Raw genomic sequence first — 21420 nt, forward strand, 5'->3', positions numbered from 1 at the left:
GCAGGCATCGATGCAGAGCGCGCAGGTGATGCATTCGAGTTGCTGACCGTCGCGTATGTCGATCCCCATCGGACAGACGGCGACACAGGCATTGCAGTCGACGCAATCGCCGACGGGATGCCCTGCGGCAAGAACCTTCTTGGCGTGACGGGTGCGCGGTTCGCCGCGCCAGTCATTGTAGGTGACGGTGAGCGAGCTCTCGTCGAGCATGGCTGCCTGGATGCGCGGCCAAGGGCACATATAGGTGCAGACCTGTTCGCGCATCAGCCCGCCAAACGTGTAGGTCGTCGCCGTCAGAACCGCGACGGTGATGTAGGCGGCAGGCGCTGCCGTGCCGGTGAAGAGTTCGCCGAGCAGCGTCGGCGCATCGGCGAAATAGAAGATCCATGCGCCACCAGTCGCTGCGGCTATGACCAGCCAGATGACGTGTTTCGATGCCCGCAGCACGAGCTTGCGGGTGGTCCATGGACCGGCATCGAGCCGCATGCGCGCGTTGCGGTCGCCCTCGATCGCGCGCTCGACGACCAGGAACAGATCGACCCATACGGTCTGTGGGCATGTGTAGNGGGCACATATAGGTGCAGACCTGTTCGCGCATCAGCCCGCCAAACGTGTAGGTCGTCGCCGTCAGAACCGCGACGGTGATGTAGGCGACAGGCGCTGCCGTGCCGGTGAAGAGTTCGCCGACCAGCGTCGGCGCATCGGCGAAATAGAAGATCCATGCGCCACCAGTCGCTGCGGCTATGACCAGCCAGATGACGTGTTTCGATGCCCGCAGCACAAGCTTACGAGTGGTCCAAGGACCGGCATCGAGCTTGATGCGTGCGTTGCGGTCGCCCTCGATCGCGCGCTCGACGACCAGGAACAGATCGACCCATACGGTCTGTGGGCATGTGTAGCCACACCANGTGATCAGGAAAAGACCGACGCCGGCCATGACCAGAAGGCCGGCGACATAGTAGAATTCCTGGGGCCATATCTCGATGAAGAAGAAATAGAAGCGCCGGTTGGCGACATCAAGCAGCACCGCCTGGTCGGGGGCAAACGGACCCCGATCCCAGCGCAGCCACGGCGTCAGATAGTAGATGCCCAGCGTGATCGCCATCACGATCCATTTAAATCGGCGAAAGCTGCCCGAGGCCCGCTTCGGGAAGATCTTCCTGCGCGCGGCATACATTGGCTGGCGCACCTTGGCGGAGTTGACCGCCTCAGCCTCGAGCCGTTCTACCTGCGTATTGTCCAGCACTGGTTTCTCCCGTCGCGCAACTCGTGATTTCGCCGGGGTAAATGTCCTGGCTGGTGCAGTCAGGTCAGCGAAATGCAGCGTGGATCGGATTGTGCCGCCGACCGGATGGCGCCGCGTTGATGCAGGTCAATCGCCGGGTACACGCAAACAGATCGAGGCCCGGCAGAGCCGGGCCTCGTCGCTTGGACGGTGAAGGGCAGGGAATAGGCCCCCGTTCCTATTCCCCACCGCCAAGCGAATGCACGTAAACCGCAAGTTCCTTGACCCTGGTTTCGCCCAGGCGCGCGCCCCAGGCCGGCATCACGCCCTGTTTCGGTGCGGTTACCTGGGCGGCGATGGCGGCTTCGCCCGATCCGTAGAGCCAGATGGCGTCGGTCAGATCAGGAGCGCCGAGTTCCTTGTTGCCCTTTGCATTGTCGCCATGACAGGCCACGCAGTTTTCGGCAAAGACCTTGGCGCCGGGCGCCACCAACACCTGATCGCTGACGGTTTGGGACAGGCTGGCAATATAGGCGCTGACCTGTTTGATCTGATCGGCAGTGATGATGTCGCCAAAGGCCGGCATTTCGGACAGGCGCGTATCCGGATCGGAGGCGAAGCGAATGCCATGTGTAACCGTCTGCTGGATCTGGTCCGCCTTGCCGCCCCACAGCCAGTCGTCGTCGTTGAGGTTGGGGAAGCCCTTGGAGCCCTGGGCGCCGGAACCATGGCACTGCACGCAATTGAGCTTGAACGCGGCACCGCCGGCGGCGACGGCGAATTCGCGCAGCGTGTCGTCCGCCGCGATCTCCGAAACACTTTTCGCTTCTATCGCGGCGACATATTTGCCCTTGGCCNCGTCTGCTGGATCTGGTCCGCCTTGCCGCCCCACAGCCAGTCGTCGTCGTTGAGGTTGGGGAAGCCCTTGGAGCCTTGGGCGCCGGAGCCATGGCACTGGACGCAGTTGAGCTTGAACGCGGCACCGCCGGCGGCGACGGCGAATTCGCGCAGCGTGTCGTCCGCCGCGATCTCCGAAACACTTTTCGCTTCTATCGCGGCGACATATTTGCCCTTGGCTGCTTCAGCCTTGGACAACTCGTTCCCGACATCGCTGCGGCTGGAATAGCCGAGCACACCCTTGGTCGCCGTGTGCAGCAGAGGCCATGCCGGATAGACGATCGTGTACCCGATCGCCCAGACTATGGTGATGTAGAACGTCCAGACCCACCAGCGCGGAAGCGGGTTGTTGAGCTCCCGGATGCCGTCCCACTCATGACCGGTGGTTGAAACACCAGAGATTTCATCGATGTGCTCCTCGCTCATGATCACTCGTCCTCAAGGGGAATCCGGGCAGCTTCGTCGGCCAGCTTGCGGCTGCCGGGGCGCAGGGCAAAGATGATTGCGCCGACAAAAAACAGCGCCATGGCGACCAGACCCCAGCTGTCAGCGAACTCCCGCATCAAATTGTAATCCATGGACAAACCTCCTCAGCGGTAGCCGGCTGCTTCGTCGTAGTTCTTGAAATCGACCAACGTGCCGAGCATCTGGAGATAGGCGACCAGCGCGTCCATCTCGGTGACCTGTTGCGGGTTGCCGTCGAAGTCGCCGATCTTAGCCTTGGGGTAGCGGGCCTCGAGGCCGGATGTGTCGGCGTTGGGATCAGCCTGCGCCATCAAATCGGCATTGGCGTTAGCGATCATGTCGTCGGAGTAGGGGACGCCGACGCGCCTGTTGGCGACCAGATGCGTCGAGAAGTCCTTCACCGCGATCGGCTTGTCCTTCAGGAAGGCATAGCTCGGCATGATCGATTCCGGCACCACGGACCGTGGATCTGTCAGGTGATCCACGTGCCACAGGTTGGAATACCGGTCGCCAACGCGGGCGAGATCCGGTCCGGTGCGCTTCGATCCCCACTGGAAGGGGTGGTCGTATATCGACTCGGCCGCCAGGCTGTAGTGGCCGTAGCGCTCGACCTCGTCGCGGAACGGGCGGATCATCTGGCTGTGGCAGAGGTAGCAGCCCTCGCGGACATAGATGTTTCGACCAGCAAGTTCGAGCGGCGAGTANATCATCTGGCTGTGGCAGAGGTAGCAGCCCTCGCGGACATAGATGTTTCGACCAGCAAGTTCGAGCGGCGAGTAAGGCCGCATGCCTTCCACCTTCTCGATCGTATTATCGAGATAGAAGAGCGGTGCGATCTCGACGATACCGCCCACGGTGACCACGAGAAGCGAACCGATGAGCAGAAGCGTGGCATTCTTCTCGATCAGCGCGTGTTTGTCCATCAAGCCCATTGTCTGGCTCCTTATTCGGCAGGCTGCAGGACGGGCAGGGCGCCCGGCATAGGTTCTTCTTCGCGCTGGTAGCCGAGGATGGTCATGGCGATGTTCCAGGCCATGAGCAGGGCGCCGGCCAGATACATGGCGCCGCCGATGGCACGCATGATGTAGTAAGGATGCATGGCTGCCACGGTTTCGGCGAAGGAGTAGACCAGGAAGCCCTGTTCGTCGTATTCGCGCCACATCAGGCCCTGCATGATGCCGGACACCCACATCACCGCGGCGTAGACGACGATGCCGAGCGTCGCCAGCCAGAAATGCCAGGTGACGAGCCTGAGCGAATAGAGGCGTTCACGGTTCCAGAGTCTCGGCACCATGAAGTAGATTGCGCCAAACGAGATCATGCCGACCCAGCCGAGTGCGCCGGAATGGACGTGGCCAATGGTCCAGTCGGTATAATGCGACAGCGAGTTGACCGTCTTGATCGACATCATCGGGCCTTCGAAGGTCGACATGCCGTAGAAGGCGATGGCTATCACCATCATGCGGATGATGGGATCGGTGCGCAGCTTGTCCCAGGCGCCCGACAGCGTCATCAGGCCGTTGATCATGCCGCCCCATGACGGCATCCACAGCATGATCGAGAACACCATGCCGAGCGTCTGCGCCCAATCGGGCAGGGCGGTGTAGTGCAGGTGATGGGGCCCGGCCCAGATGTAGAGGAAGATGATTGCCCAGAAATGGACGATCGACAGGCGGTAGGAATAGACCGGCCGGTTGGCCTGCTTGGGCACGAAATANTACATCATGCCGAGGAAGCCGGCTGTGAGGAAGAACCCGACGGCATTGTGGCCGTACCACCATTGCGTCAGGGCGTCCTGAACTCCGGAAAATGCAGAATAGCTCTTGGAGCCGAGAAAGGAGGCCGGCATCGATAGGTTGTTGATCACATGCAGCATCGCGATGGTCACGATGAAGGAAAGGTAGAACCAGTTGGCGACGTAGATGTGCGGTTCCTTGCGCTTCAGGATGGTGCCCAGAAACAGGATCAGGTAGGCGACCCAGACGATGGTCAGCCAGATGTCGACATACCATTCGGGTTCCGCATATTCGCGGCTCTCGGTGATGCCGAGCAGATAACCGGTCGCGGCCATGACGATGAAGAGCTGGTAGCCCCAGAACACGAACCAGGCGAGATCGCCACCGAACAGCCGAGCGCGGCAGGTGCGTTGGACGACATAGAGAGACGTGCAAAGCAACGCGTTGCCGCCGAAGGCGAAGACAACGCCCGAGGTGTGCAGAGGCCGCAAGCGACCGAAGTTGAAACAGGGCTGGATGTTGAGATCGGGATAGGCAAGCTGCAGCGCGATGACTACCCCGACCAGCATGCCAACCACACCCCAGAACATGGTGGCGATGGCGCCGTAGCGGATTGGACCATCCATGTAGNACCGGTCGCGGCCATGACGATGAAGAGCTGGTAGCCCCAGAACACGAACCAGGCGAGATCGCCACCGAACAGCCGGGCGCGGCATGTGCGTTGGACGACATAGAGAGACGTGCAAAGCAACGCGTTGCCGCCGAAGGCGAAGACGACGCCCGAGGTGTGCAGAGGCCGCAAGCGGCCGAAGTTGAACCAGGGCTGGATGTTGAGATCGGGATAGGCAAGCTGCAGCGCGATGACCACCCCGACCAGCATGCCAACCACACCCCAGAACATGGTGGCGATGGCGCCGTAGCGGATTGGACCATCCATGTAGNACCCCGACCAGCATGCCAACCACACCCCAGAACATGGTGGCGATGGCGCCGTAGCGGATTGGACCATCCATGTAGGCGGACGGGTCGATCGGAGCGGCAGCTTCGAAACTCGTGTTGCGGAGGAGGATGGCGACAAAACCGAGCAGCACAAGAAACAGCACCCACATATGCTGCCGGAAGGGCTCGTCCACTCCGAAACCGGCGGCCACCAGGGCGGCAAAGGTAAAAAGGGCCAAAGCGAAGACTTGCGTGCCGAACTTCATGACCTGTCCCCGACTTCGGATTCCTGTGCGCGGACGTCAATCCGCCTGACACCAATCCAGCAGTCACGCGGCTGGCGCCTTGATCCATGTCAAAGCCATTTGATTTTGGATTGGGCAGCGTTGGATTTGCAAAGGATCGGGAGGCTGTCATTGAACAGGGAGAGGGAGCTGCGATCGTCGCTGTTCGAAACGAGCCGCGACAGATCGATGCCGATAGTTCGATCTGGCAGAGAAGCAGTCCCGGTTGCGCTCATGAAACGTGCGCATCTGGAAAAGCTGCAGCTCTGCGATGCCTTGGAAAAAATAGCCGACACCCTGCCCAGGGTCGATAGCCTGGCATGCCTGGCTGCGGCAAACGCGATCGTTCCGCTGTTGCGCAACATTCATCAATATGAGGAGACGGTGATCTTTCCGGCCTACGAGGCTGTTTTGACCGGCAGGGATGCCAACCTTGCTTCAACTCGTCGACTGCGCGCCGAACACGTGGAGGATGAATGCTTTGCCGGCGAAGTGACTGAAAATCTGTTAGCGATCGGCCATGGCGAGAGTGTTGAGAATGCCGAGGCTGTCGGCTTCATGCTGCGCGGCTTCTTCGAAAGTTTGCGCCGGCATATCGCCTTCGAACGCGAGCACGTCTTGCCGATGATCGGGGTCGATGGCGGTTAGGCGCCGGAGCGGCGTTCCAGCCGGCCCATGTTGTCCACCGTCACGCGCCGATTATTGTCGATCCGGATCACGCTGTCTGTTCGCAGCCTGGTCAGTTGGCGGCTGACCGTCTCGATCGTCAAGCCGAGAAAATCGGCGATAGCGGCGCGGGTCAAAGGCAGGTCGAAGGTCGTCGACTGCGCCGCCGGGTCCAGCGTGGGATCGATGTTCCTGGCGATCATCAGGAGAAAGCTCGCCACCTTTTCCGAAGCACTCTTGCGCCCGAGCGTCACCATCCAGTCGCGGGCTTCGTCGAGTTCGTTGAGCGCTTGTTTGAGCAGACGATGCTCGATTTCCGGAGATTCCTTCATCATCCGCTCGATGGCGGCCTTTGGAAACGAACACACGGAAACCGCGGTTGCGGCTTCAGCGTTGATCGCGCTTTCCACCTTGAAGGGCCTGCCCAGAAAATCGGGGGCGAACTGGAGGCCGACAATCTGCTGGCGTCCGTCCGAAAGGCTCTTGGTCAGCTTCACAACGCCGGAAAGCACGTTCGAATAGCTGTCGACGGTCTCGGCGTCGCCAATCAGTTCTGTGCCCGGTTCAACGGTATGCCTCGATGAGGTTTTGGCCAGGCTTACCAATTGGTCGGGATCGAGCGCACCGCAAACGCCGCGGTGCCGTGCCTCGCAAGACTGGCAAAGCACTGGAATGCTGGAACTGTGAACGTCTTGGCGCACGGTCATCTTCATCGTCCGAGAGATTCCATCTGTCCAGAAGGTAGCATTGGCGCACAAAAGAACCTTGCGGCAGTTTGTCCGCGGGCGGCCTTGACCGAAATCAAGGCCGCTCGCGCCCAATGTGATCAGTGTCGCGCCATGCAAAGGGGATCGGATAGCGACATGCGGCCAGAATTAGTTGCCAGGCTCGGTGAGAACGTTCCACGCTACACCAGCTATCCGACCGCGCCGCATTTCCATCCAGGCGTTGATGCCGCCGTTTGTGGTGGCTGGCTGCAAGCGCTCAACGAGGGCGACGAAATCTCGCTCTATCTGCACATCCCATACTGCGACAAGCTTTGCTGGTTTTGTGCCTGCCATACCAAGCAGACACGCCATTACGAACCGGTGACGNGAGGGCGACGAAATCTCGCTCTATCTGCACATCCCATACTGCGACAAGCTTTGCTGGTTTTGTGCCTGCCATACCAAGCAGACACGCCATTACGAACCGGTGACGATCTATCTCCGCTCACTGCATGCCGAGATCGCTACCGTCGCCGGTCTTGTTGCAGGCAAAGGTCGTGTGCGTGCCGTCCATTTCGGCGGTGGTTCGCCGACGATGCTCAAGCCCGAAGATATGGTGGCGCTGGGAACCGCCCTGCGCAAGGGCTTCGGCTTTCTTCCAAGCGCCACGATCAGCGTTGAAATCGAACCCAACGATATCGACGATGCCCGCCTCGATGCGCTTGCAGAAATCGGCATGACCCGTGCGAGCCTCGGCGTCCAGGATTTCGATCCGAAGGTGCAAAAGGCAATCAACCGCGAGCAGAGCTTTTTGCAGACCAAGTCTGTAGTCGACGGTGTTCGTTCGCGTGGGGTCGAGTCCGTGAATCTGGACCTGCTCTATGGCCTGCCGCACCAGACGAGGGAGAGCGTCTCCTCCACCGTGGCGCAGGCGCTGACCTTGGAACCCGACAGGATAGCGCTTTTTGGCTACGCCCATGTGCCGTGGTTCAAGAAACACCAGACGATGATCGACGAGGCCTGGTTGCCGGGTCCGGCGGAGCGCTTTGCCCAATCGCAGCTGGCAGCGCGGGCGATCGTGGACCAGGGATACGAAGCAATTGGGCTCGACCATTTCGCCAAGTCTAACGATGCGTTGGCCGTAGCGGCCCGAACCGGCACTCTGCACCGGAACTTTCAGGGCTATACCGAGGATCGCTGCGAGACATTGATCGGCCTCGGCCCGTCATCCATCAGCCAATTTCGGCAAGGCTATGCACAGAACATGCCATCGACCGCCGAGTATGGGCGCATGGTCGAAGACGGCGGGCTGGCCGCGGTCCGCGGTATCGCGCTTTCCCAGGACGACCGGGTTCGCGGCTGGATCATCGAGCGGCTGATGTGTGATTTCGCCTTCTCGGCGATCGAGCTGGTGGAGCGCTTTGGCGAAGCCGGCCAAAGTCTTCTCGGCAAGGCAAGTGCGACAGCCCTTCATGATCCTGCGCGGTTGCTCGAGCTTGATGGCGACAGTTTCGTCGTGCCGGCGGAAAGTCGGCCCTTTGTCAGAAGCATCGCGGCAAAGTTCGACAAATATTTCGAAACCGGCAAAGCCAGGCATTCGGTGGCGGTCTGAGCATTGGCTCCTGTCAGAAATGTTCGCCGGCCTTGAACGGGCCGATGCGGGTGCCTGCCGCGATCAGATAGGCGGTCGACCAGCCAATCAGAAGAAATCCGTTCACGCCTTCAAGCGCCGCCAGGACACGCCATCCGTGGGCCAGCACGATGTCGCCGTAGCCAACCGTCGAGAAAGTGATGGTGGAAAAGTACAGGGCGGTTTCGAAATCAGCGAAGATATCAAGCAACCGGTACAGGTTCGCCCAGAGCCAGACCTCCGCGGTCATCACGGCAAAGAGGCCCATCAACACGCGATCATGGCGACGATACGGCTGCGGCGTCCGTGCATGCGAAACCGCGCGACCAGGTGTCCCATCGCGTGCGTGACGCGATCAGACCAAACGTGTGGATCAAAACCGTCAGACTTATGACGAGTGCCGATGAGGAGATTTGAGGATCATCGTTGGAAGGTAGAGATTGCAGTGGCGCCTTCCTTGCTCGGACTGATGGAACAGCACCGGACCGTGCTCGGCAACGATCTCCGCGATCAGTTCAAGGGCTGCCGGTGCCGCCGCGACCTTAGCCTGCATTGTGTTTTCCGATTTCCAGCCTGTGGCGCGGCCCCTCGCGGAGCCGCGCCTGTAAGTCAAAGCCGCGATCAGAAGAAGCCCAGCTTCTTCGGGCTGTAGCTGACCAGCATGTTCTTGGTCTGCTGGTAGTGGTCGAGCATCATCTTGTGCGTCTCACGACCGATGCCGGACTGCTTGTAGCCGCCGAAGGCCGCATGCGCGGGGTAGGCGTGGTAGCAGTTGGTCCAGACGCGGCCAGCCTGGATCGCGCGGCCGAACCGATAGGCGCGATTGCTGTCGCGTGTCCAGACACCGGCCCCGAGGCCGTACAGCGTGTAGTTGGCGATTGCCAGCGCTTCGGCGTCATCCTTGAAGGTCCAATTACCACCGCCCATTCCTTGTCGGTCGAACCGGAGGTGATGGTCGTCAGCATCAACCTGAGCTCCTCGACATGGGCAGCCATCAACCGGCATCGGCACTTCTGCGTGAATGTGCTGCGCGCAGATCAGATCGCGATTGCCGACCGTTTTGCTGGTCGAGGCGGCCTCAAGGGGCAGGCTCGCTACGAGGGTGCACGCTGGTCCACCCTTGCAAGCGGCGCATTGGCGCTCGAAGGTGCGCTTGCCGAGGTCGATTGCACCGTCGAGGATACCATAGTTCGCCACAGCCATGCGCTGATCCTCGGCAGCGTCCGGCATGTGGTGAGCGGAGAGCCCAGTCCGGCACCGATCTATCATCACGGCGCCTATGGATTTCCGTGAGCGGGTTGGTACGTGTCGTTTTCTGACACCCATGAAATCCTTGGTCTCATTCAAGGCGGCGAAGGAACGAAATACGAATTCTCCATAGCCCTTCGCCGAGACGCGCCGCACACACCCAAGATGCGAAAACGCGACCGAGATGGCGCGGGAGCACTATGTGCGATTGTTTGGATGTGAGCCAATACGGGCTTTGCGCGTTGTTGTTGAACTTGCGAAAGCCCTTTCCAGCCAAGAGGCTTGAGAGGAATAATTCTTCCGGGCAGTTACTCGCAAATGCGCCGAAGGCGTCGTAGCGTTTGGTCGGGGATGATGGTTTTGAAAAGCCCAGCCGAGTCGATTGGATGCATCGTCCGTTTTTCACAGGATGGACAACGCCTGGGATCAGTTTTACGAGTCAGCCCAACCAGCGGAGATGTTCGCGTCCCCAAATGAACAAGATGGACACCCAAAACAGCAAGGGCGGCGACGAGCGCTCGACCGCCACCAGCCTTCTGCGGCTCGGCATACGGTTGAAACTCTCCCGGCAGACGCGTGGGCTGACCTTGAAGGCGCTAGCTGCCGCCGCGAACTGCTCTGAAAGCCTGCTTTCCAAGGTCGAGAACGGCAAGGTCTCGCCCTCGCTTCCCATGCTGCACCGGCTTGTCGAGGTGCTTGGCACCAACATTGGCTGGATGTTCGAGGAATCCGATGGTGAGGAAGGCATCGTCTTTCGGGCTGGATCGCGGCCGTTGATCGCGCTCGATCCGCTTCGGCGCGGCGAAGGCATTTCGCTCGAGCGCGTCATTCCGTATTCGCCCGGCCATCTCCTGCAGTGCAACATCCATCACATCGAGGCGGGAGGTGAGAGCGCCGGCCCGATCCAGCACGCTGGCGAGGAAGTCGGCTACCTCCTGGAAGGTGCGATCGAATTGATGGTCGGCGAAAAGACGTTTCGCCTGTCGGCCGGCGATTCCTTCGTCTTCAATTCCGAACTGCCGCACTGGTACCGCAATGTCGGCGACGAACGCGCCAGCATTTTCTGGGTGAACACGCCGGCAACATTCTGATCGGGCGAGCCCCTCATTTGTCTTCGTTGATGCCAATTCAAGTCACTTGACAAGAAATCAAGCATCTTGAAATATGCTCTGCGCTCAGGCGCCAGGTGAGCCCGATCAAGGGCCTTTTCGAGAAAACCAAGGGGAACCGGAATGCGTCTTACCAAGATCCTTTCAGGCTGCGCCGCAGCCATCGCCATGACCCTCGCCCTCGGCTCTGCTTCCGCCATGGCCGAGACCTATGCGCTGGTGACCATCAACCAGCAGGCCCTGTTCTTCAACCAGATCAATGACGGCGCAACGGCTGCCGCAAAGGCTGCCGGCGTGGACCTCGTCATCTTCAACGCCAACAATGTACCAAGCGCGCAGAACGACGCCATCGAGAACTACATCACCCAGAAGGTCGACGGCATCATTCTCGTCGCCATCGATGTCAACGGTGTGAAGCCGGCCATCACCGCGGCCAAAGCCGCCGGCATTCCGGTCATCGCCATTGACGCGCAGATCCCAAATGGCGACAACGTCGCCTTCGTCGGCGTTGACAACACCAAGGCAGGCGAGGATATCGGCAAGTCCTACGCCGAATACGTGAAGACTAAGCTGAGCGGCACCGCCAAGATCGGCGTCGTTGGCGCGCTCAATTCGTTTATCCAGAACCAGCGCCTCGACGGCTTCAAGAAGGCTGTCACCGACAGCGGCCAGAAGGTCACCTTCCTCGACACGGTCGACGGCCAGAACGTCCAGGACGTCGCCCTGTCCGCCTCCGAAAACCTGATGACCGCCAATCCTGACATGACGACGCTTTACGCGACCGGCGAGCCGGCTCTGCTCGGCGCGGTTTCCGCCGTCTCCAGCCAGGCCCGTACGGGCGACGTCAAGGTGTTCGGCTGGGACCTGACCAAGTCGGCGGTGCAGGGTCTCGAAGAGGGCTGGGTGGTCGCTGTCGTCCAGCAGGATCCGGCCGGTGAAGGCAAGGCTGCCATCGAAGCTTTCGTCAAGCTCAAGAAGGGCGAGAAGATCGACCCGATCATCAACGTTCCGATCACCATCGTGACCAAGGAAAATGTCGGCCAGTTCAAGGACATGTTCAAGTAGTATCCTCCCCGGACCGCTGGGCTGCGCATTGACCCGAGGGTTGCCTGCGCAGCCCGGCGACCGATTGAACATGTCGCGCCCAGAGAATTGGAACCATGATGAGCGATGGCGAGACCTACCGCGTCAGGATGACCGGTATTTCCAAACGGTACGGCCCTATCCAGACGCTGGACGATGTCTCGCTGAACCTGAAGCCTGGCGAAGTGCTCGGCCTGGTCGGCGACAATGGCGCCGGCAAATCCACCTTGAGCAAGGTCCTGTCCGGTGCGGTAATTCCTGATGCCGGCACCATCGAGATCGATGGCAAGGCGGTGTCTTTCTCGTCGCCGGCCGATGCCCGCGCCGCACGGGTGGAGATGGTCTACCAGGACCTTTCGCTCTGCGACACGGTGGATGTGGCGGGCAATCTCTTCCTCGGCCGCGAACCGCGTCGCCGCGTTCTCGGCGTCCCCTTTCTCGACAACAAGCGCATGCATGGCGAGACGCGCCAGATGCTCGACCGGCTCGGCATCGTCATTGCCGATACCAAGCTCAAGGTCGAAAACCTCTCCGGCGGCCAGCGCCAGTCGATCGCCATCGGCCGCGCCGCTTCTTTCGACCCCTCGGTGCTGATCATGGACGAGCCGACGGCCGCCCTTGCGGTGGCGGAAGTCGAGGCGGTTCTGGAACTCATCCGCGCCGTCAGCGCCCGTGGTGTCAGCGTCATCCTCATCACCCATCGCCTGCAGGACCTGTTCCTGGTCTGCGATCGTATCCAGGTCATGTACGAAGGCCGCAATGTCGCCGAGCGCAAGATCGGCGAGACCAGCATCGAGGAGGTCGTCAACCTGATCGTCGGCCGCAAATTCACCGCGCGCTCGGCCCGCGCAAGCCGCGATGAGGGGGTCCAACCATGAACGTTACCTCCGCCGGTGTCGGCGCCTCGCCCAAACGCGCTCACAACAGCACGTGGAAGGATGTGGCGTTAGCCAATGGCAGCGTCGTCTCGATTGCGCTGTTCTTCATCGTCGTCTGCGTGGTCTTCTCGCTGATCACCGGTTCCTTCCTGACGACGCCCAATCTGCTCAACATCGCGCGCCAGTCGGCGCCGCTGCTGATCGTTGCGGCCGCGATGACCTTCGTCATCACCACCGGCGGCATCGACCTCTCGGTCGGCTCCGTGCTGGCGCTGACGGCAACGCTGTCGGCGGTTTTCCTGCAGGCCGACCTGCCATGGCCGCTGGTCGTCATCGCCATGCTGGCGCTTGGTGCTGCGATCGGCGCCTTGCACGGCTTCTTCATCGCCTACGAGCGGATACCGCCCTTCATCGTTACCCTTGCCGGGCTCTCCGTCATCCGCGGCGTGGCGTTGCTGATCACCGGCGGCTATTCGATCCCGGTCGAACCGACCAGCTTCTTCGTCAACATCGGCAGGGCCTGGTTTCTCGGCGTGCCGGTACCGGCGCTGCTCGCCCTTGTCGTGCTGATCATTGCCTATCTCGCCTTCAACCAGACGCCGTTCGGCCGCTATGTCACCGGCATCGGCGCCAATACAGAGGCCGTGCGCCGAGCCGGTGTCGATACGCGCTTCATGACGCTCTTCGTCTACATCCTGTCGGGCATGGCGGCGGCGGTGGCCGGCATCATCCTCGCAGCCCGGCTCGGTTCCGGCTCGTCGAATGCCGGCCAGGGTTTCGAGCTCGATGTCATCGCCGCCGTGGTGCTTGGCGGCACCAGTCTGTTCGGCGGGCGCGGTACGATCATCGGCACTGTGCTCGGCGGGTTGACCGTCGCGGTCATCGGCAACGGCTTGATCCTTGCGCATATGTCGCCCTTCCTGACGCCGATCGTTACCGGCACAATCATCCTCGTTGCCATCTGGCTGAATTTCCGGCTGTTCAAGGGCGTAACGCGGAGCCGCTGACATGGATCATCTGTTCGACGACAAGCCAAGGGAACGGGCACCGATCGGTGTTCGCTCCGGCACGGTGATGACCGTTACTGGCCCGGTTGCGATCGCCGATATGGGCGTGACGCTGATGCATGAACACATACTGCTCGATGGCGCGACGTCGTGGAAATGCCCTTGCCATCCCGACGAGAAGAAGATCGCCGAGCAGCCGGTCAGCATGGAGATCATCGGCGAGTTGCGGATGAACCCCTACATGAACCACGACAACGTCTCGCTCGACGACAGCGACCTAGCCCTTTCGGAGTTGGCGAAATACCGGGCGCTCGGCGGCCATACCGTGGTGGATGCGACCAACATTGGCATTGGCCGCGATCCGGTGAAGCTGGCGCGCATCGCCCGCGCCTCTGGACTGCGGATCGTCATGGGGACGGGCTTCTACCTGCAGCACACCCATCCCGTCTGGCTGAAAGCGATGGACATTGACGACGTCACCGAATTCCTCGTCAATGATGTAGGCGGCGGGTCGGCGCAGCCCGAAATCATTGCCGGCATTATCGGTGAGGTTGGCGTCAGCAAGGATTTTACCGACGAGGAGCGCAAGTCGCTGCGGGCCTCCGCCCGTGCGGCCAAGATGACCGGCGTGCCGCTGACGATTCATCTGCCCGGCTGGGAGCGGCTGGCGCATGATGTGCTTGACGTGGTCGAGGCAGAAGGCGCCGATCTCCGGCATACGGTGCTTTGCCACATGAACCCCAGCCACAACGATCTTGCCTACCAGCAAAGCCTCGCCGCGCGTGGCGCCTTCCTGGAATACGACATGATCGGCATGGATTTCTACTATGCCGACCAGGATGCGCAGTCGCCGTCCGACGAGCAGAATGCGCGGGCGATCCGCTCGCTGATCGATATGGGACTGCTCGACAGGATTCTGCTGTCGCAGGACGTCTTTCTCAAGATCATGCTGACCCGCTTCGGCGGTTTCGGCTACGGCTTCATCCTCAAGCATTTCGTGCCGAGACTGAAACGCCATGGTGTCGAGCAGTCGGCAATCGACACGATGCTCATCGACAATCCAAAGACTGTGTTCGCCGAGGGCCTCTGAGCCGCGGCTCCAAAACAAGATAGGGAGACTACATGTCCAGGAAGAAGGTTCTTCTCGCAGGCGAGTCCTGGGTCTCGACCGCGACCCACATCAAAGGCTTCGATCAGTTTCCCACCGTGACATATCACACCGGTGCCGATGAGTTGCTGGCCGCGCTGAAGGACAGCCTGTTCGACGTCACCTTCATGCCGGCGCATGAGGCACAGCGGAACTTCCCGCAGACCATGGAAGCGCTTTCGGCCTATGACGCGGTCGTGCTCTCCGATCTTGGGGCCAACACGCTGCTGCTTCACCCCGATACCTGGATCCACTCCAAACCGACGCCGAACCGGCTGCGCCTGTTGCGCGACTATGTCGGCAATGGCGGCGGCCTGTTGATGTTCGGCGGCTATTACAGCTTTCAGGGCATCAATGGCGGCGCGCGCTATCACAAGACGCCGGTTGAGGACGTTTTGCCGGTCATCTGCCTGCCGGTGGACGACCGTGTCGAGGTTCCAGAAGGCTATGCGCCGGTCGTCGTTGGCCCGCAGACCCATCCGATCCTCAAGGGCCTCGGCAAGGATTGGCCAATCCTGCTTGGCTTCAACGAGGTCACGGTCAAGGACGGCGCGGAAGTTCTCGCCACCGTCTCTTCCGACTACCGTTCGCTGCCGCTGCTGGTGACCGGCAAATATGGCCAGGGCCGCACCGTCGCCTGGACGTCGGATGTCGGCCCGCACTGGCTGCCGCCGGGCTTCATCGCCTGGAATGGCTACAAGACGTTGTTCGAACAGATGCTAGGCTGGGCAACGGCCAGGGATTAGCCATGCGCGTCCATGTCGTCGGCAATGTTTGCGTCGATACAACCTTTCGGTTGGACCGGTTTCCGGCGGCAGGCGAGACGCTGAACGCATCGGAACATGCTGAAGGACTTGGCGGCAAGGGTACGAACCAGGCGGTGGCCGCGGCGCGCACCGGAGCCGATGTTCGCTTCCGTGCCGCGATCGGCAACGATCCCGCCGGAGCCTGGATCGCAGAGCAGTTGAGCCGCGATCTCGATGCCAGCCATCTGGCGGTGCTGCCACTGCCCAGCGATCGGTCAACGATCATGGTCGATGCGCGGGGCGAGAACCTGATCGTCACCGGAGCCAGTTGCGCCGCCGCGTACAATCCTATGGCCGACAGCGGTTTTACCCGAGCGATCGAACGCGGCGATATCGTGGTATTTCAGGGCAATCTGGCTCCGGATATGACGGCCACTTGCCTGAAGGTGGCGCGCGGCGCGGGAGCGATGACGATCTTCAATCCGAGCCCGCTTGCGGCCGACCACACACCGGGCTTGAGCGACGTCAGCGTCGTCATCGCCAACGCGGGCGAAGCGGCGCAACTGACCGGGGCTGGCGACCCTGCCATGGCGGCCCGCGACTTGATCCGTCAGGGCGCCGGCGCTGCCATCGTGACGCTTGGCGCACTCGGCTGCCTTGTCGCCGATGGCGAAGGACGGATCGACCGGATCGCGGCGCCCAGGGTGGCCGTGCTAGACACCAGCGGCGCGGGCGACGTCTTTTGCGGTTGCCTCGCTGGTTGCCTTGCGGCCGGCATGGAGCTCCCCGCGGCAGCGCGGATTGCGGTCCGCGCCGCAGCCATCTCGGTCGGGCGCGCCGGCACCCTCGGTTCCTGCCCCGACAGACGGGAAATGAAAGTGCTTATGGAAACGACGGAAGCGAAAACCGCATGACAAATTCCCCTAACTCCAAACCCATTGGCCAGGTCGCGGATGATGTGCTGCAGTCGATCTTCGGCAGGAGCAAGGTGGTGATCGGCGTTGTTCACCTTGCACCCTTGCCGGGTGCGCCGCGCTACGATGGCGAGGCGGTCGAGGCCATATATCAACGCGGCCTCGACGATGCGAAAGCCTATCTGCATGGCGGTTGCGACGGCGTGATCGTCGAAAACCACGGCGACGTGCCTTTTGCTAAGCCGGATGACATTGGGCCGGAGACTTCAGCCTATATGTCCGTCGTCTCCGACCGCATCCGCCGCGAACTCGGCCGGCCGATCGGCATCAATGTGCTTGCCAATGCCTCCATTCCCGCGCTGTCGATCGCCAGTGCCTCCGGTGCAGCCTTCGTGCGCGTCAACCAATGGGCCAACGCCTATGTCGCCAATGAGGGCCTTATCGAAGGCGAAGCGGCGCGCGCCATGCGTTTCCGCGCTAAACTTCGGGCCAACGGCATCCGCATCTTCGCCGACGCGCATGTCAAGCATGGCGCCCATGCGATCGTCGGCGACCGGCCGATCGAGGAGCAGGTCAAGGACCTCGTGTTCTTCGATGCCGACGCGGTGATCGCCACCGGCCAGCGCACTGGCCACGCCGCCGACCTCAGCTACATCAGGATGATCAAGGACGCCGCCGGACTGCCGACGCTTGTCGGCAGCGGGGTGACACCCGACAACGCCAACGATATCTTGGACATCGTCGACGGCGTCATTGTCGCCAGCTCGCTGAAACATGATGGAGTGTGGTGGAATCAGGTCGATCCGCAACGGGTAAAGGCCTTCATCCGCGGCCTCAAGCGGTGACTTCAGTGCCGGAGATCGACGGCGAGCGGCTGCTGGGCCGGCTCGATGCCTTCGCCCGGATCGGCGCGACGCCAGCCGGTGGCGTAAACCGACAGGCGTTCAGCATCGAGGATCGCGGCGCCCGGCGCCTGTTGGCGGAATTGGCGCTCGCGCGCGGCTTCGCGGTTTTCCAGGACGCCATGGCAAACCTTTTCATCCGCCGCGAGGGCACGGATGCCACCCTGCCGCCGCTGCTGATCGGCAGCCACCTCGACAGCCAGCCGACCGGCGGGCGCTTCGATGGAGCGCTGGGCACGCTTTCCGCCTTCGAGGCGCTCGAAGCGCTGGAGGACGCGAGGGCCGAGACTCGGATGCCGATCGAGGTCGTCGCCTGGGCCAATGAAGAGGGCAGCCGGTTTACGCCGGGTGTCATGGGCTCCATGGCCTTCACCGGAGCCGACATTTGCGCATGGCGGTCCATAGTCGGTAGCGACGGTGCGTCCCTCGCAGAGGAGCTCGGGGCAACGATCTCCGCCTTGCCAGAGGCAACCCTTCGCCCCCTCGGCATGCCGATATCCGGCTACATCGAGCTGCATATCGAACAGGGACCATCGCTGGAAAAGGAGCGGTTGCCGATCGGTATCGTCACAGCCGTGCAAGGTACGCGCTGGCTGGAGGTCTGCTTTGAGGGCGCCGCCGGTCACGCCGGTACAACCGGCCTCGCCTACCGTAGGGATCCGATGGTCGCGGCTGTTGCCGCGATTCACAGGCTCCAGACGACGATCATGCCGTTCGACAGCAGGGCAAGGCTGACGGTGGGCCGGGTGACCGCCCAGCCGGGATCGATCAACGCCATACCGCAGTCTGTGGTCTTCGCCGTCGATATCAGGCATCCGCGGGTAGAGCGGCTCGATGCCATCGAAGCAGAACTGCGCCAGGTGTGCGCGGCGGAGGCAGAAGCTCAGCATTGCACGGTAACGATCAGTCGGTCGTTCGACATGCCGGGGGCGGCATTCTCTCCCGATATGGTCAAAACCGTCGAGGAGGCCGCCAATAGCCTAAAGCTGCCGCACAAACAGATGATCTCGGGTGCATTCCATGACGCGCTGTTCCTCGCCCGGGTGGCGCCTGCCGTGATGATCTTTGTGCCGTGCCGTGACGGGCTGAGCCACAACGAGGCGGAATATGTGGAGCCTGCCCACGCGGTTACCGGCGCGCGGGTTCTGCTTCAAGCGGCCACCGTCGCCGCCTCTTAGGCAGCGACGGTGGCACAGGCGTGCTGGCGTGAAGAGGCAACCCGTGGGACTTCCTGGTGCCCGTCCGTCATTTCGTGACGTCGGCGGGCTGCAACGGGTGGTCAAGGCCGCCGAGCTGCGGCGGATTGATCGCGGACCGTACGATCGGCCCACATTCAACACCTGACCCAGCAGAAAAGCCCACCAGATCCCTGGGCCGTCATTGACGCCGTGGGTGATAGGCGGTGACGATCTCGTCGACTTACCGAGATGGACGATCTGCTGGGCTATCGCCTCGGCCACCGGCAGGAAATCCCCACGCCCGCCATAGAGCTTGCCCGTGTCGATCGCGAGCAACTGGCGCCGTCCAGCCGTCCAGCGCTGCTGGACGTTGTCGCACTCGAGGCGTCCACAAGGATGCGTGTGTCCCAACTGTCGCTGCGGCTAATCCTAAAGCCAATGTCGCGCACCATGGAAAGAGACAATCCCGATTGGGAACCCAGAAACTGGTGATGTCGCCGGCAAGGGAATCCACTTCGTAGTATTGCGCGACGGCGACGCCAGGCATCATGGCAACGAACCTTATTGCCCAAAGGCATCGGCGCTTTCAAAAATGTCGATAGATGACTGCGAGCCGTTTTGATCCTTCCCGGCCATCGCCAGATGGACGTTGCTACCGCACATTAGCAGAACCGGATTTTTCTCGCCAAAGGCGAAAAATCGAAACGTCGTTCCTTATCTCTATAGATTTTGTCGAATATCGTCTGCCCCGGTTTGGAAATGACCGATGCGCATGCAGGGTCTGGGAGATTGATGAGTTGGCAAGGCTATCGGTTCTCGGAATATCCGGCGGCGTAAGCACGCCATCGCGCACAACCGCGGTGGTGAACGCGCTGGTCAAGGACGTGGCGCTGCGCGTCCCGGCAGACACGGGCCTGATCGAAATCACCGAGGCGGCGCCTTCGCTTTTTGTCGGACTGTCCCGTGGCGCCCTCGGCGCGTCCGGCGAAGCGATTATCCAGCGTGTCGAGAAGGCCGATCTGCTCGTGGTCGGAACGCCTGTCTATCGGGCTTCCTACACCGGCGCCCTCAAGCACCTGTTCGACCTCGTCGACTATCGCGCGCTCGCCGGCAGGACCGTGCTTCTCGCGGCGACAGGCGGAAGTCCATACCATGGCCTGGTTCTCGAACATCAGTTGCGGCCATTATTCGGCTTTTTCGGCGCCGTCACCATACCGACCGGCGTCTATGGCGCGCCCGACGATTTCATCGGCGCCGAAATCGTCGGCGAGGCGATACGCGAACGCATTTCACGGGCCGCATCCGAAGCGGTTTCACTGCTCAATTCCAATCGTGCAACGGCCGCCGCAGCGCGCGTCGGCTGAGCCAACCAAAAAGGGAACAACGACATGACGTCTCATTCCGACGGCCTGAAATTCGCCTACTGGGTTCCGAACGTCTCCGGCGGCCTGGTCATCTCCAACATCGAGCAGCGGACCGGTTGGGACATCGACTACAACCGCAAGCTCGCCCAGATCGCAGAGGCCAACGGCTTCGACTACGCACTGAGCCAGATCCGCTTCACCGCCGGCTACGGCGCCGACAACCAGCATGAATCCGTGTCGTTCAGCCACGCACTGCTGGCCGCGACCACGACGCTGAAAGTGATTGCGGCCGTCTTGCCCGGTCCATGGAACCCGGCGCTGGCCGCCAAGCAGATCGCCACCATCAACCACCTGACCAATGGCCGCGTGGCCGTCAACGTCGTCAGCGGCTGGTTCCGCGGCGAGTTCGCCGCCATCGGCGAACTTTGGCTCGACCATGACGAGCGTTATCGCCGTTCGGAGGAATTTATCCGCGCGTTGCGTGGCATCTGGACCGAGGACAATTTCACGCTGAAGGGCGATTTCTATCGCTTCACCAACTACTCGATGAAGCCTAAGCCGATCGATCCGCAGCCCGAGATCTTCCAGGGCGGCTCGTCGCGCGCCGCGCGTGACATGGCTTCGCGGGTGTCCGACTGGTATTTCACCAACGGCAACACGCCCGAGGAGATCAGGAAGCAGGTCGACGACATCCAGGCCAAGGCGAAGGCCAATGGCCACAGGGTGAAGATCGGCGTCAACGCCTTTGCCATTGCTCGCGAAACCGAGGCAGAAGCGCGCGCGGTGCTGGACGAGATCGTCGCCAAGGCCAATCCCGAAGCGGTGCAGGGCTTCGCCGATCAGGTCAAGAACGCCGGCAAGGCCTCGCCGGAAGGCGAGGGCAACTGGGCGAAATCGTCCCTTGAGGATCTGGTGCAATACAATGACGGCTTCCGCAGCAATCTGATTGGCACGCCGGAACAGATCGCCGAACGCATCCTCAAGCTGAAGGACGCCGGCGCCGACCTGATCCTGCTCGGCTTCCTGCATTTCCAGGAAGAGGTCGAGTTCTTCGGCAAGCGCATCATCCCGCTGGTGCGCGAATTGGAAGCGGCGCGCGACAGGGAGCTTGTCGCCGCCGAATAGGTCAGGGCGCGGCCTTCGGACCGCGCACTCCTTCAAAAATCAGGAACGTGTCATGATTGGTGCTTCGCTGGGAGCAGCCGCATACGAGCGTGCGCCCGAAATTTCCGGCATTCCTGCTGTCGCTGCTTCCGTNAGACGTGTGCTCTTCCGATCTTTCCTGCTGTCGCTGC

The 21420-nt window shown here is 61.6% G+C and carries 20 protein-coding genes and 6 pseudogenes; 15 read left to right on the top strand and 11 right to left on the bottom strand.

Features of this window, described 5'->3' with window-relative positions:
* The 7 genes and pseudogenes from X771_RS1000000169065 to X771_RS1000000166305 all read right to left on the bottom strand — a co-directional run.
* On the bottom strand, nt 1–210 hold a 210-nt coding region (locus X771_RS1000000169065; protein ID WP_245262519.1), incomplete at its 3' end, for a 4Fe-4S dicluster domain-containing protein.
* A 356-nt stretch (nt 211–566) separates the two neighbouring features.
* Nucleotides 567–1246: pseudogene (locus X771_RS1000000166300) on the bottom strand (cytochrome c oxidase accessory protein CcoG); the annotation flags it as partial.
* Between the two features lie 217 nt (nt 1247–1463).
* Nucleotides 1464–2548, bottom strand: a pseudogene (gene ccoP, locus X771_RS1000000168690) (cytochrome-c oxidase, cbb3-type subunit III).
* A gap of 2 nt (nt 2549–2550) precedes the next feature.
* Nucleotides 2551–2700 carry a CcoQ/FixQ family Cbb3-type cytochrome c oxidase assembly chaperone gene (locus tag X771_RS160245; protein WP_023673929.1) on the bottom strand — a complete coding sequence of 50 codons (150 nt, stop codon included), beginning with the start codon at nt 2698–2700 and terminating at the stop codon, nt 2551–2553.
* Nucleotides 2701–2712: 12 nt separating this feature from the next.
* Complete coding sequence (ccoO, locus tag X771_RS160240) at nt 2713–3519, bottom strand: cytochrome-c oxidase, cbb3-type subunit II (RefSeq protein WP_023686748.1); 807 nt, start codon at nt 3517–3519, stop codon at nt 2713–2715.
* 11 nt (nt 3520–3530) lie between these two features.
* Nucleotides 3531–5039, bottom strand: a complete 1509-nt coding sequence (gene ccoN, locus X771_RS160235) for a cytochrome-c oxidase, cbb3-type subunit I (protein WP_023686749.1) — start codon at nt 5037–5039, stop codon at nt 3531–3533.
* Nucleotides 4955–5528 (bottom strand): annotated as a pseudogene (locus X771_RS1000000166305) (cbb3-type cytochrome c oxidase subunit I); the annotation flags it as partial. The pseudogene X771_RS1000000166305 and the gene ccoN, both read right to left, overlap by 85 nt.
* A 252-nt stretch (nt 5529–5780) precedes the next feature.
* Between X771_RS1000000166305 and X771_RS0133325 the strand changes: the two are divergent.
* Nucleotides 5781–6194 carry a hemerythrin domain-containing protein gene (locus X771_RS0133325; protein ID WP_023686750.1) on the top strand — a complete coding sequence of 138 codons (414 nt, stop codon included), beginning with the start codon at nt 5781–5783 and terminating at the stop codon, nt 6192–6194.
* On the opposite strand, the gene X771_RS160230 is transcribed toward X771_RS0133325, so the two are convergent.
* Nucleotides 6191–6919, bottom strand: coding sequence for a Crp/Fnr family transcriptional regulator (locus tag X771_RS160230; protein ID WP_023686751.1), 729 nt, complete (start codon nt 6917–6919; stop codon nt 6191–6193). The two genes, X771_RS0133325 and X771_RS160230, sit on opposite strands and share 4 nt — an antisense overlap.
* Before the next feature lie 156 nt (nt 6920–7075).
* Here X771_RS160230 and hemN point away from each other — a divergent pair.
* Nucleotides 7076–8531: pseudogene (gene hemN / locus X771_RS160220) on the top strand (oxygen-independent coproporphyrinogen III oxidase).
* Between the two features lie 13 nt (nt 8532–8544).
* Here the strand turns inward: hemN and X771_RS01000000164690 are convergent.
* From X771_RS01000000164690 to X771_RS1000000165800, 3 genes and pseudogenes are all read right to left on the bottom strand, one after another.
* Nucleotides 8545–8962 (bottom strand): annotated as a pseudogene (locus tag X771_RS01000000164690) (potassium channel family protein).
* Nucleotides 8938–9102 carry a hypothetical protein gene (locus tag X771_RS1000000169070; RefSeq protein ID WP_023686754.1) on the bottom strand — a complete coding sequence of 55 codons (165 nt, stop codon included), beginning with the start codon at nt 9100–9102 and terminating at the stop codon, nt 8938–8940. Before X771_RS1000000169070 ends, X771_RS01000000164690 begins: the two are co-directional and overlap by 25 nt.
* Before the next feature lie 68 nt (nt 9103–9170).
* A pseudogene (locus tag X771_RS1000000165800) lies at nt 9171–9458 on the bottom strand (aldehyde dehydrogenase family protein); the annotation flags it as partial.
* Nucleotides 9459–9500: 42 nt separating this feature from the next.
* On the opposite strand from X771_RS1000000165800, the gene X771_RS0133335 reads away from it, so the two are divergent.
* From X771_RS0133335 to sfnG, 13 genes are all read left to right on the top strand, one after another.
* Nucleotides 9501–9842, top strand: a complete 342-nt coding sequence (locus tag X771_RS0133335) for a flavin reductase family protein (protein WP_348524392.1) — start codon at nt 9501–9503, stop codon at nt 9840–9842.
* Between the two features lie 428 nt (nt 9843–10270).
* Nucleotides 10271–10888: a cupin domain-containing protein gene (locus tag X771_RS160215; RefSeq protein ID WP_023672469.1), complete on the top strand. Its 618-nt coding sequence runs from the start codon at nt 10271–10273 to the stop codon at nt 10886–10888.
* 141 nt (nt 10889–11029) lie between these two features.
* Nucleotides 11030–11971: a substrate-binding domain-containing protein gene (locus X771_RS160210; protein WP_023672470.1), complete on the top strand. Its 942-nt coding sequence runs from the start codon at nt 11030–11032 to the stop codon at nt 11969–11971.
* Between the two features lie 98 nt (nt 11972–12069).
* On the top strand, nt 12070–12867 hold the full coding sequence (locus X771_RS160205; RefSeq protein ID WP_023686756.1) for an ATP-binding cassette domain-containing protein: 798 nt from the start codon (nt 12070–12072) through the stop codon (nt 12865–12867).
* Nucleotides 12864–13874, top strand: coding sequence for an ABC transporter permease (locus X771_RS160200; protein ID WP_023686757.1), 1011 nt, complete (start codon nt 12864–12866; stop codon nt 13872–13874). The genes X771_RS160205 and X771_RS160200 overlap by 4 nt, the downstream gene beginning before the upstream one ends.
* A gap of 1 nt (nt 13875) precedes the next feature.
* A complete protein-coding gene (locus X771_RS160195; protein ID WP_023686758.1) occupies nt 13876–14964 on the top strand; it encodes a phosphotriesterase in 1089 nt (362 codons plus the stop codon).
* A 32-nt stretch (nt 14965–14996) separates the two neighbouring features.
* Nucleotides 14997–15767 carry a glutamine amidotransferase gene (locus X771_RS160190; RefSeq protein WP_023686759.1) on the top strand — a complete coding sequence of 257 codons (771 nt, stop codon included), beginning with the start codon at nt 14997–14999 and terminating at the stop codon, nt 15765–15767.
* A 2-nt stretch (nt 15768–15769) separates the two neighbouring features.
* Nucleotides 15770–16681, top strand: coding sequence for a ribokinase (locus X771_RS160185; protein WP_023686760.1), 912 nt, complete (start codon nt 15770–15772; stop codon nt 16679–16681).
* Nucleotides 16678–17526, top strand: a complete 849-nt coding sequence (locus X771_RS160180; RefSeq protein ID WP_023686761.1) for a BtpA/SgcQ family protein — start codon at nt 16678–16680, stop codon at nt 17524–17526. The genes X771_RS160185 and X771_RS160180 overlap by 4 nt, the downstream gene beginning before the upstream one ends.
* The gene (locus tag X771_RS160175; protein ID WP_023686762.1) at nt 17523–18761 is read left to right on the top strand and encodes a Zn-dependent hydrolase; all 1239 of its coding nucleotides are present in this window, start codon (nt 17523–17525) and stop codon (nt 18759–18761) included. The genes X771_RS160180 and X771_RS160175 overlap by 4 nt, the downstream gene beginning before the upstream one ends.
* Nucleotides 18762–19010: 249 nt before the next feature.
* Entirely contained in the window at nt 19011–19253 is a 243-nt protein-coding gene (locus X771_RS160170; protein WP_023686763.1) for a hypothetical protein, read from the top strand.
* Between the two features lie 305 nt (nt 19254–19558).
* Nucleotides 19559–20125: an FMN reductase gene (gene msuE, locus X771_RS160165; protein WP_023686765.1), complete on the top strand. Its 567-nt coding sequence runs from the start codon at nt 19559–19561 to the stop codon at nt 20123–20125.
* 24 nt (nt 20126–20149) lie between these two features.
* Nucleotides 20150–21250, top strand: a complete 1101-nt coding sequence (gene sfnG, locus X771_RS160160; protein ID WP_023686766.1) for a dimethylsulfone monooxygenase SfnG — start codon at nt 20150–20152, stop codon at nt 21248–21250.
* Nucleotides 21251–21420: the final 170 nt, after the last annotated feature.

Origin of the sequence: Mesorhizobium sp. LSJC269B00 (assembly GCF_000502815.1) — a bacterium.
Taxonomy (GTDB): Bacteria; Pseudomonadota; Alphaproteobacteria; order Rhizobiales; family Rhizobiaceae; genus Mesorhizobium.

Excerpts from the sequence above, each read along its gene's own strand:
- X771_RS160245 (WP_023673929.1), bottom strand. The coding sequence starts at position 2,700 with ATGGATTACAATTTGATGCGGGAGTTCGCTGACAGCTGGGGTCTGGTC.
- X771_RS0133325 (WP_023686750.1), top strand. The coding sequence starts at position 5,781 with ATGAAACGTGCGCATCTGGAAAAGCTGCAGCTCTGCGATGCCTTGGAA.
- X771_RS160230 (WP_023686751.1), bottom strand. The coding sequence starts at position 6,919 with ATGACCGTGCGCCAAGACGTTCACAGTTCCAGCATTCCAGTGCTTTGC.
- X771_RS1000000169070 (WP_023686754.1), bottom strand. The coding sequence starts at position 9,102 with ATGCAGGCTAAGGTCGCGGCGGCACCGGCAGCCCTTGAACTGATCGCG.
- X771_RS0133335 (WP_348524392.1), top strand. The coding sequence starts at position 9,501 with ATGGTCGTCAGCATCAACCTGAGCTCCTCGACATGGGCAGCCATCAAC.
- X771_RS160215 (WP_023672469.1), top strand. The coding sequence starts at position 10,271 with ATGAACAAGATGGACACCCAAAACAGCAAGGGCGGCGACGAGCGCTCG.
- X771_RS160210 (WP_023672470.1), top strand. The coding sequence starts at position 11,030 with ATGCGTCTTACCAAGATCCTTTCAGGCTGCGCCGCAGCCATCGCCATG.
- X771_RS160205 (WP_023686756.1), top strand. The coding sequence starts at position 12,070 with ATGAGCGATGGCGAGACCTACCGCGTCAGGATGACCGGTATTTCCAAA.
- X771_RS160200 (WP_023686757.1), top strand. The coding sequence starts at position 12,864 with ATGAACGTTACCTCCGCCGGTGTCGGCGCCTCGCCCAAACGCGCTCAC.
- X771_RS160195 (WP_023686758.1), top strand. The coding sequence starts at position 13,876 with ATGGATCATCTGTTCGACGACAAGCCAAGGGAACGGGCACCGATCGGT.
- X771_RS160190 (WP_023686759.1), top strand. The coding sequence starts at position 14,997 with ATGTCCAGGAAGAAGGTTCTTCTCGCAGGCGAGTCCTGGGTCTCGACC.
- X771_RS160185 (WP_023686760.1), top strand. The coding sequence starts at position 15,770 with ATGCGCGTCCATGTCGTCGGCAATGTTTGCGTCGATACAACCTTTCGG.
- X771_RS160180 (WP_023686761.1), top strand. The coding sequence starts at position 16,678 with ATGACAAATTCCCCTAACTCCAAACCCATTGGCCAGGTCGCGGATGAT.
- X771_RS160170 (WP_023686763.1), top strand. The coding sequence starts at position 19,011 with ATGGACGATCTGCTGGGCTATCGCCTCGGCCACCGGCAGGAAATCCCC.
- sfnG (WP_023686766.1), top strand. The coding sequence starts at position 20,150 with ATGACGTCTCATTCCGACGGCCTGAAATTCGCCTACTGGGTTCCGAAC.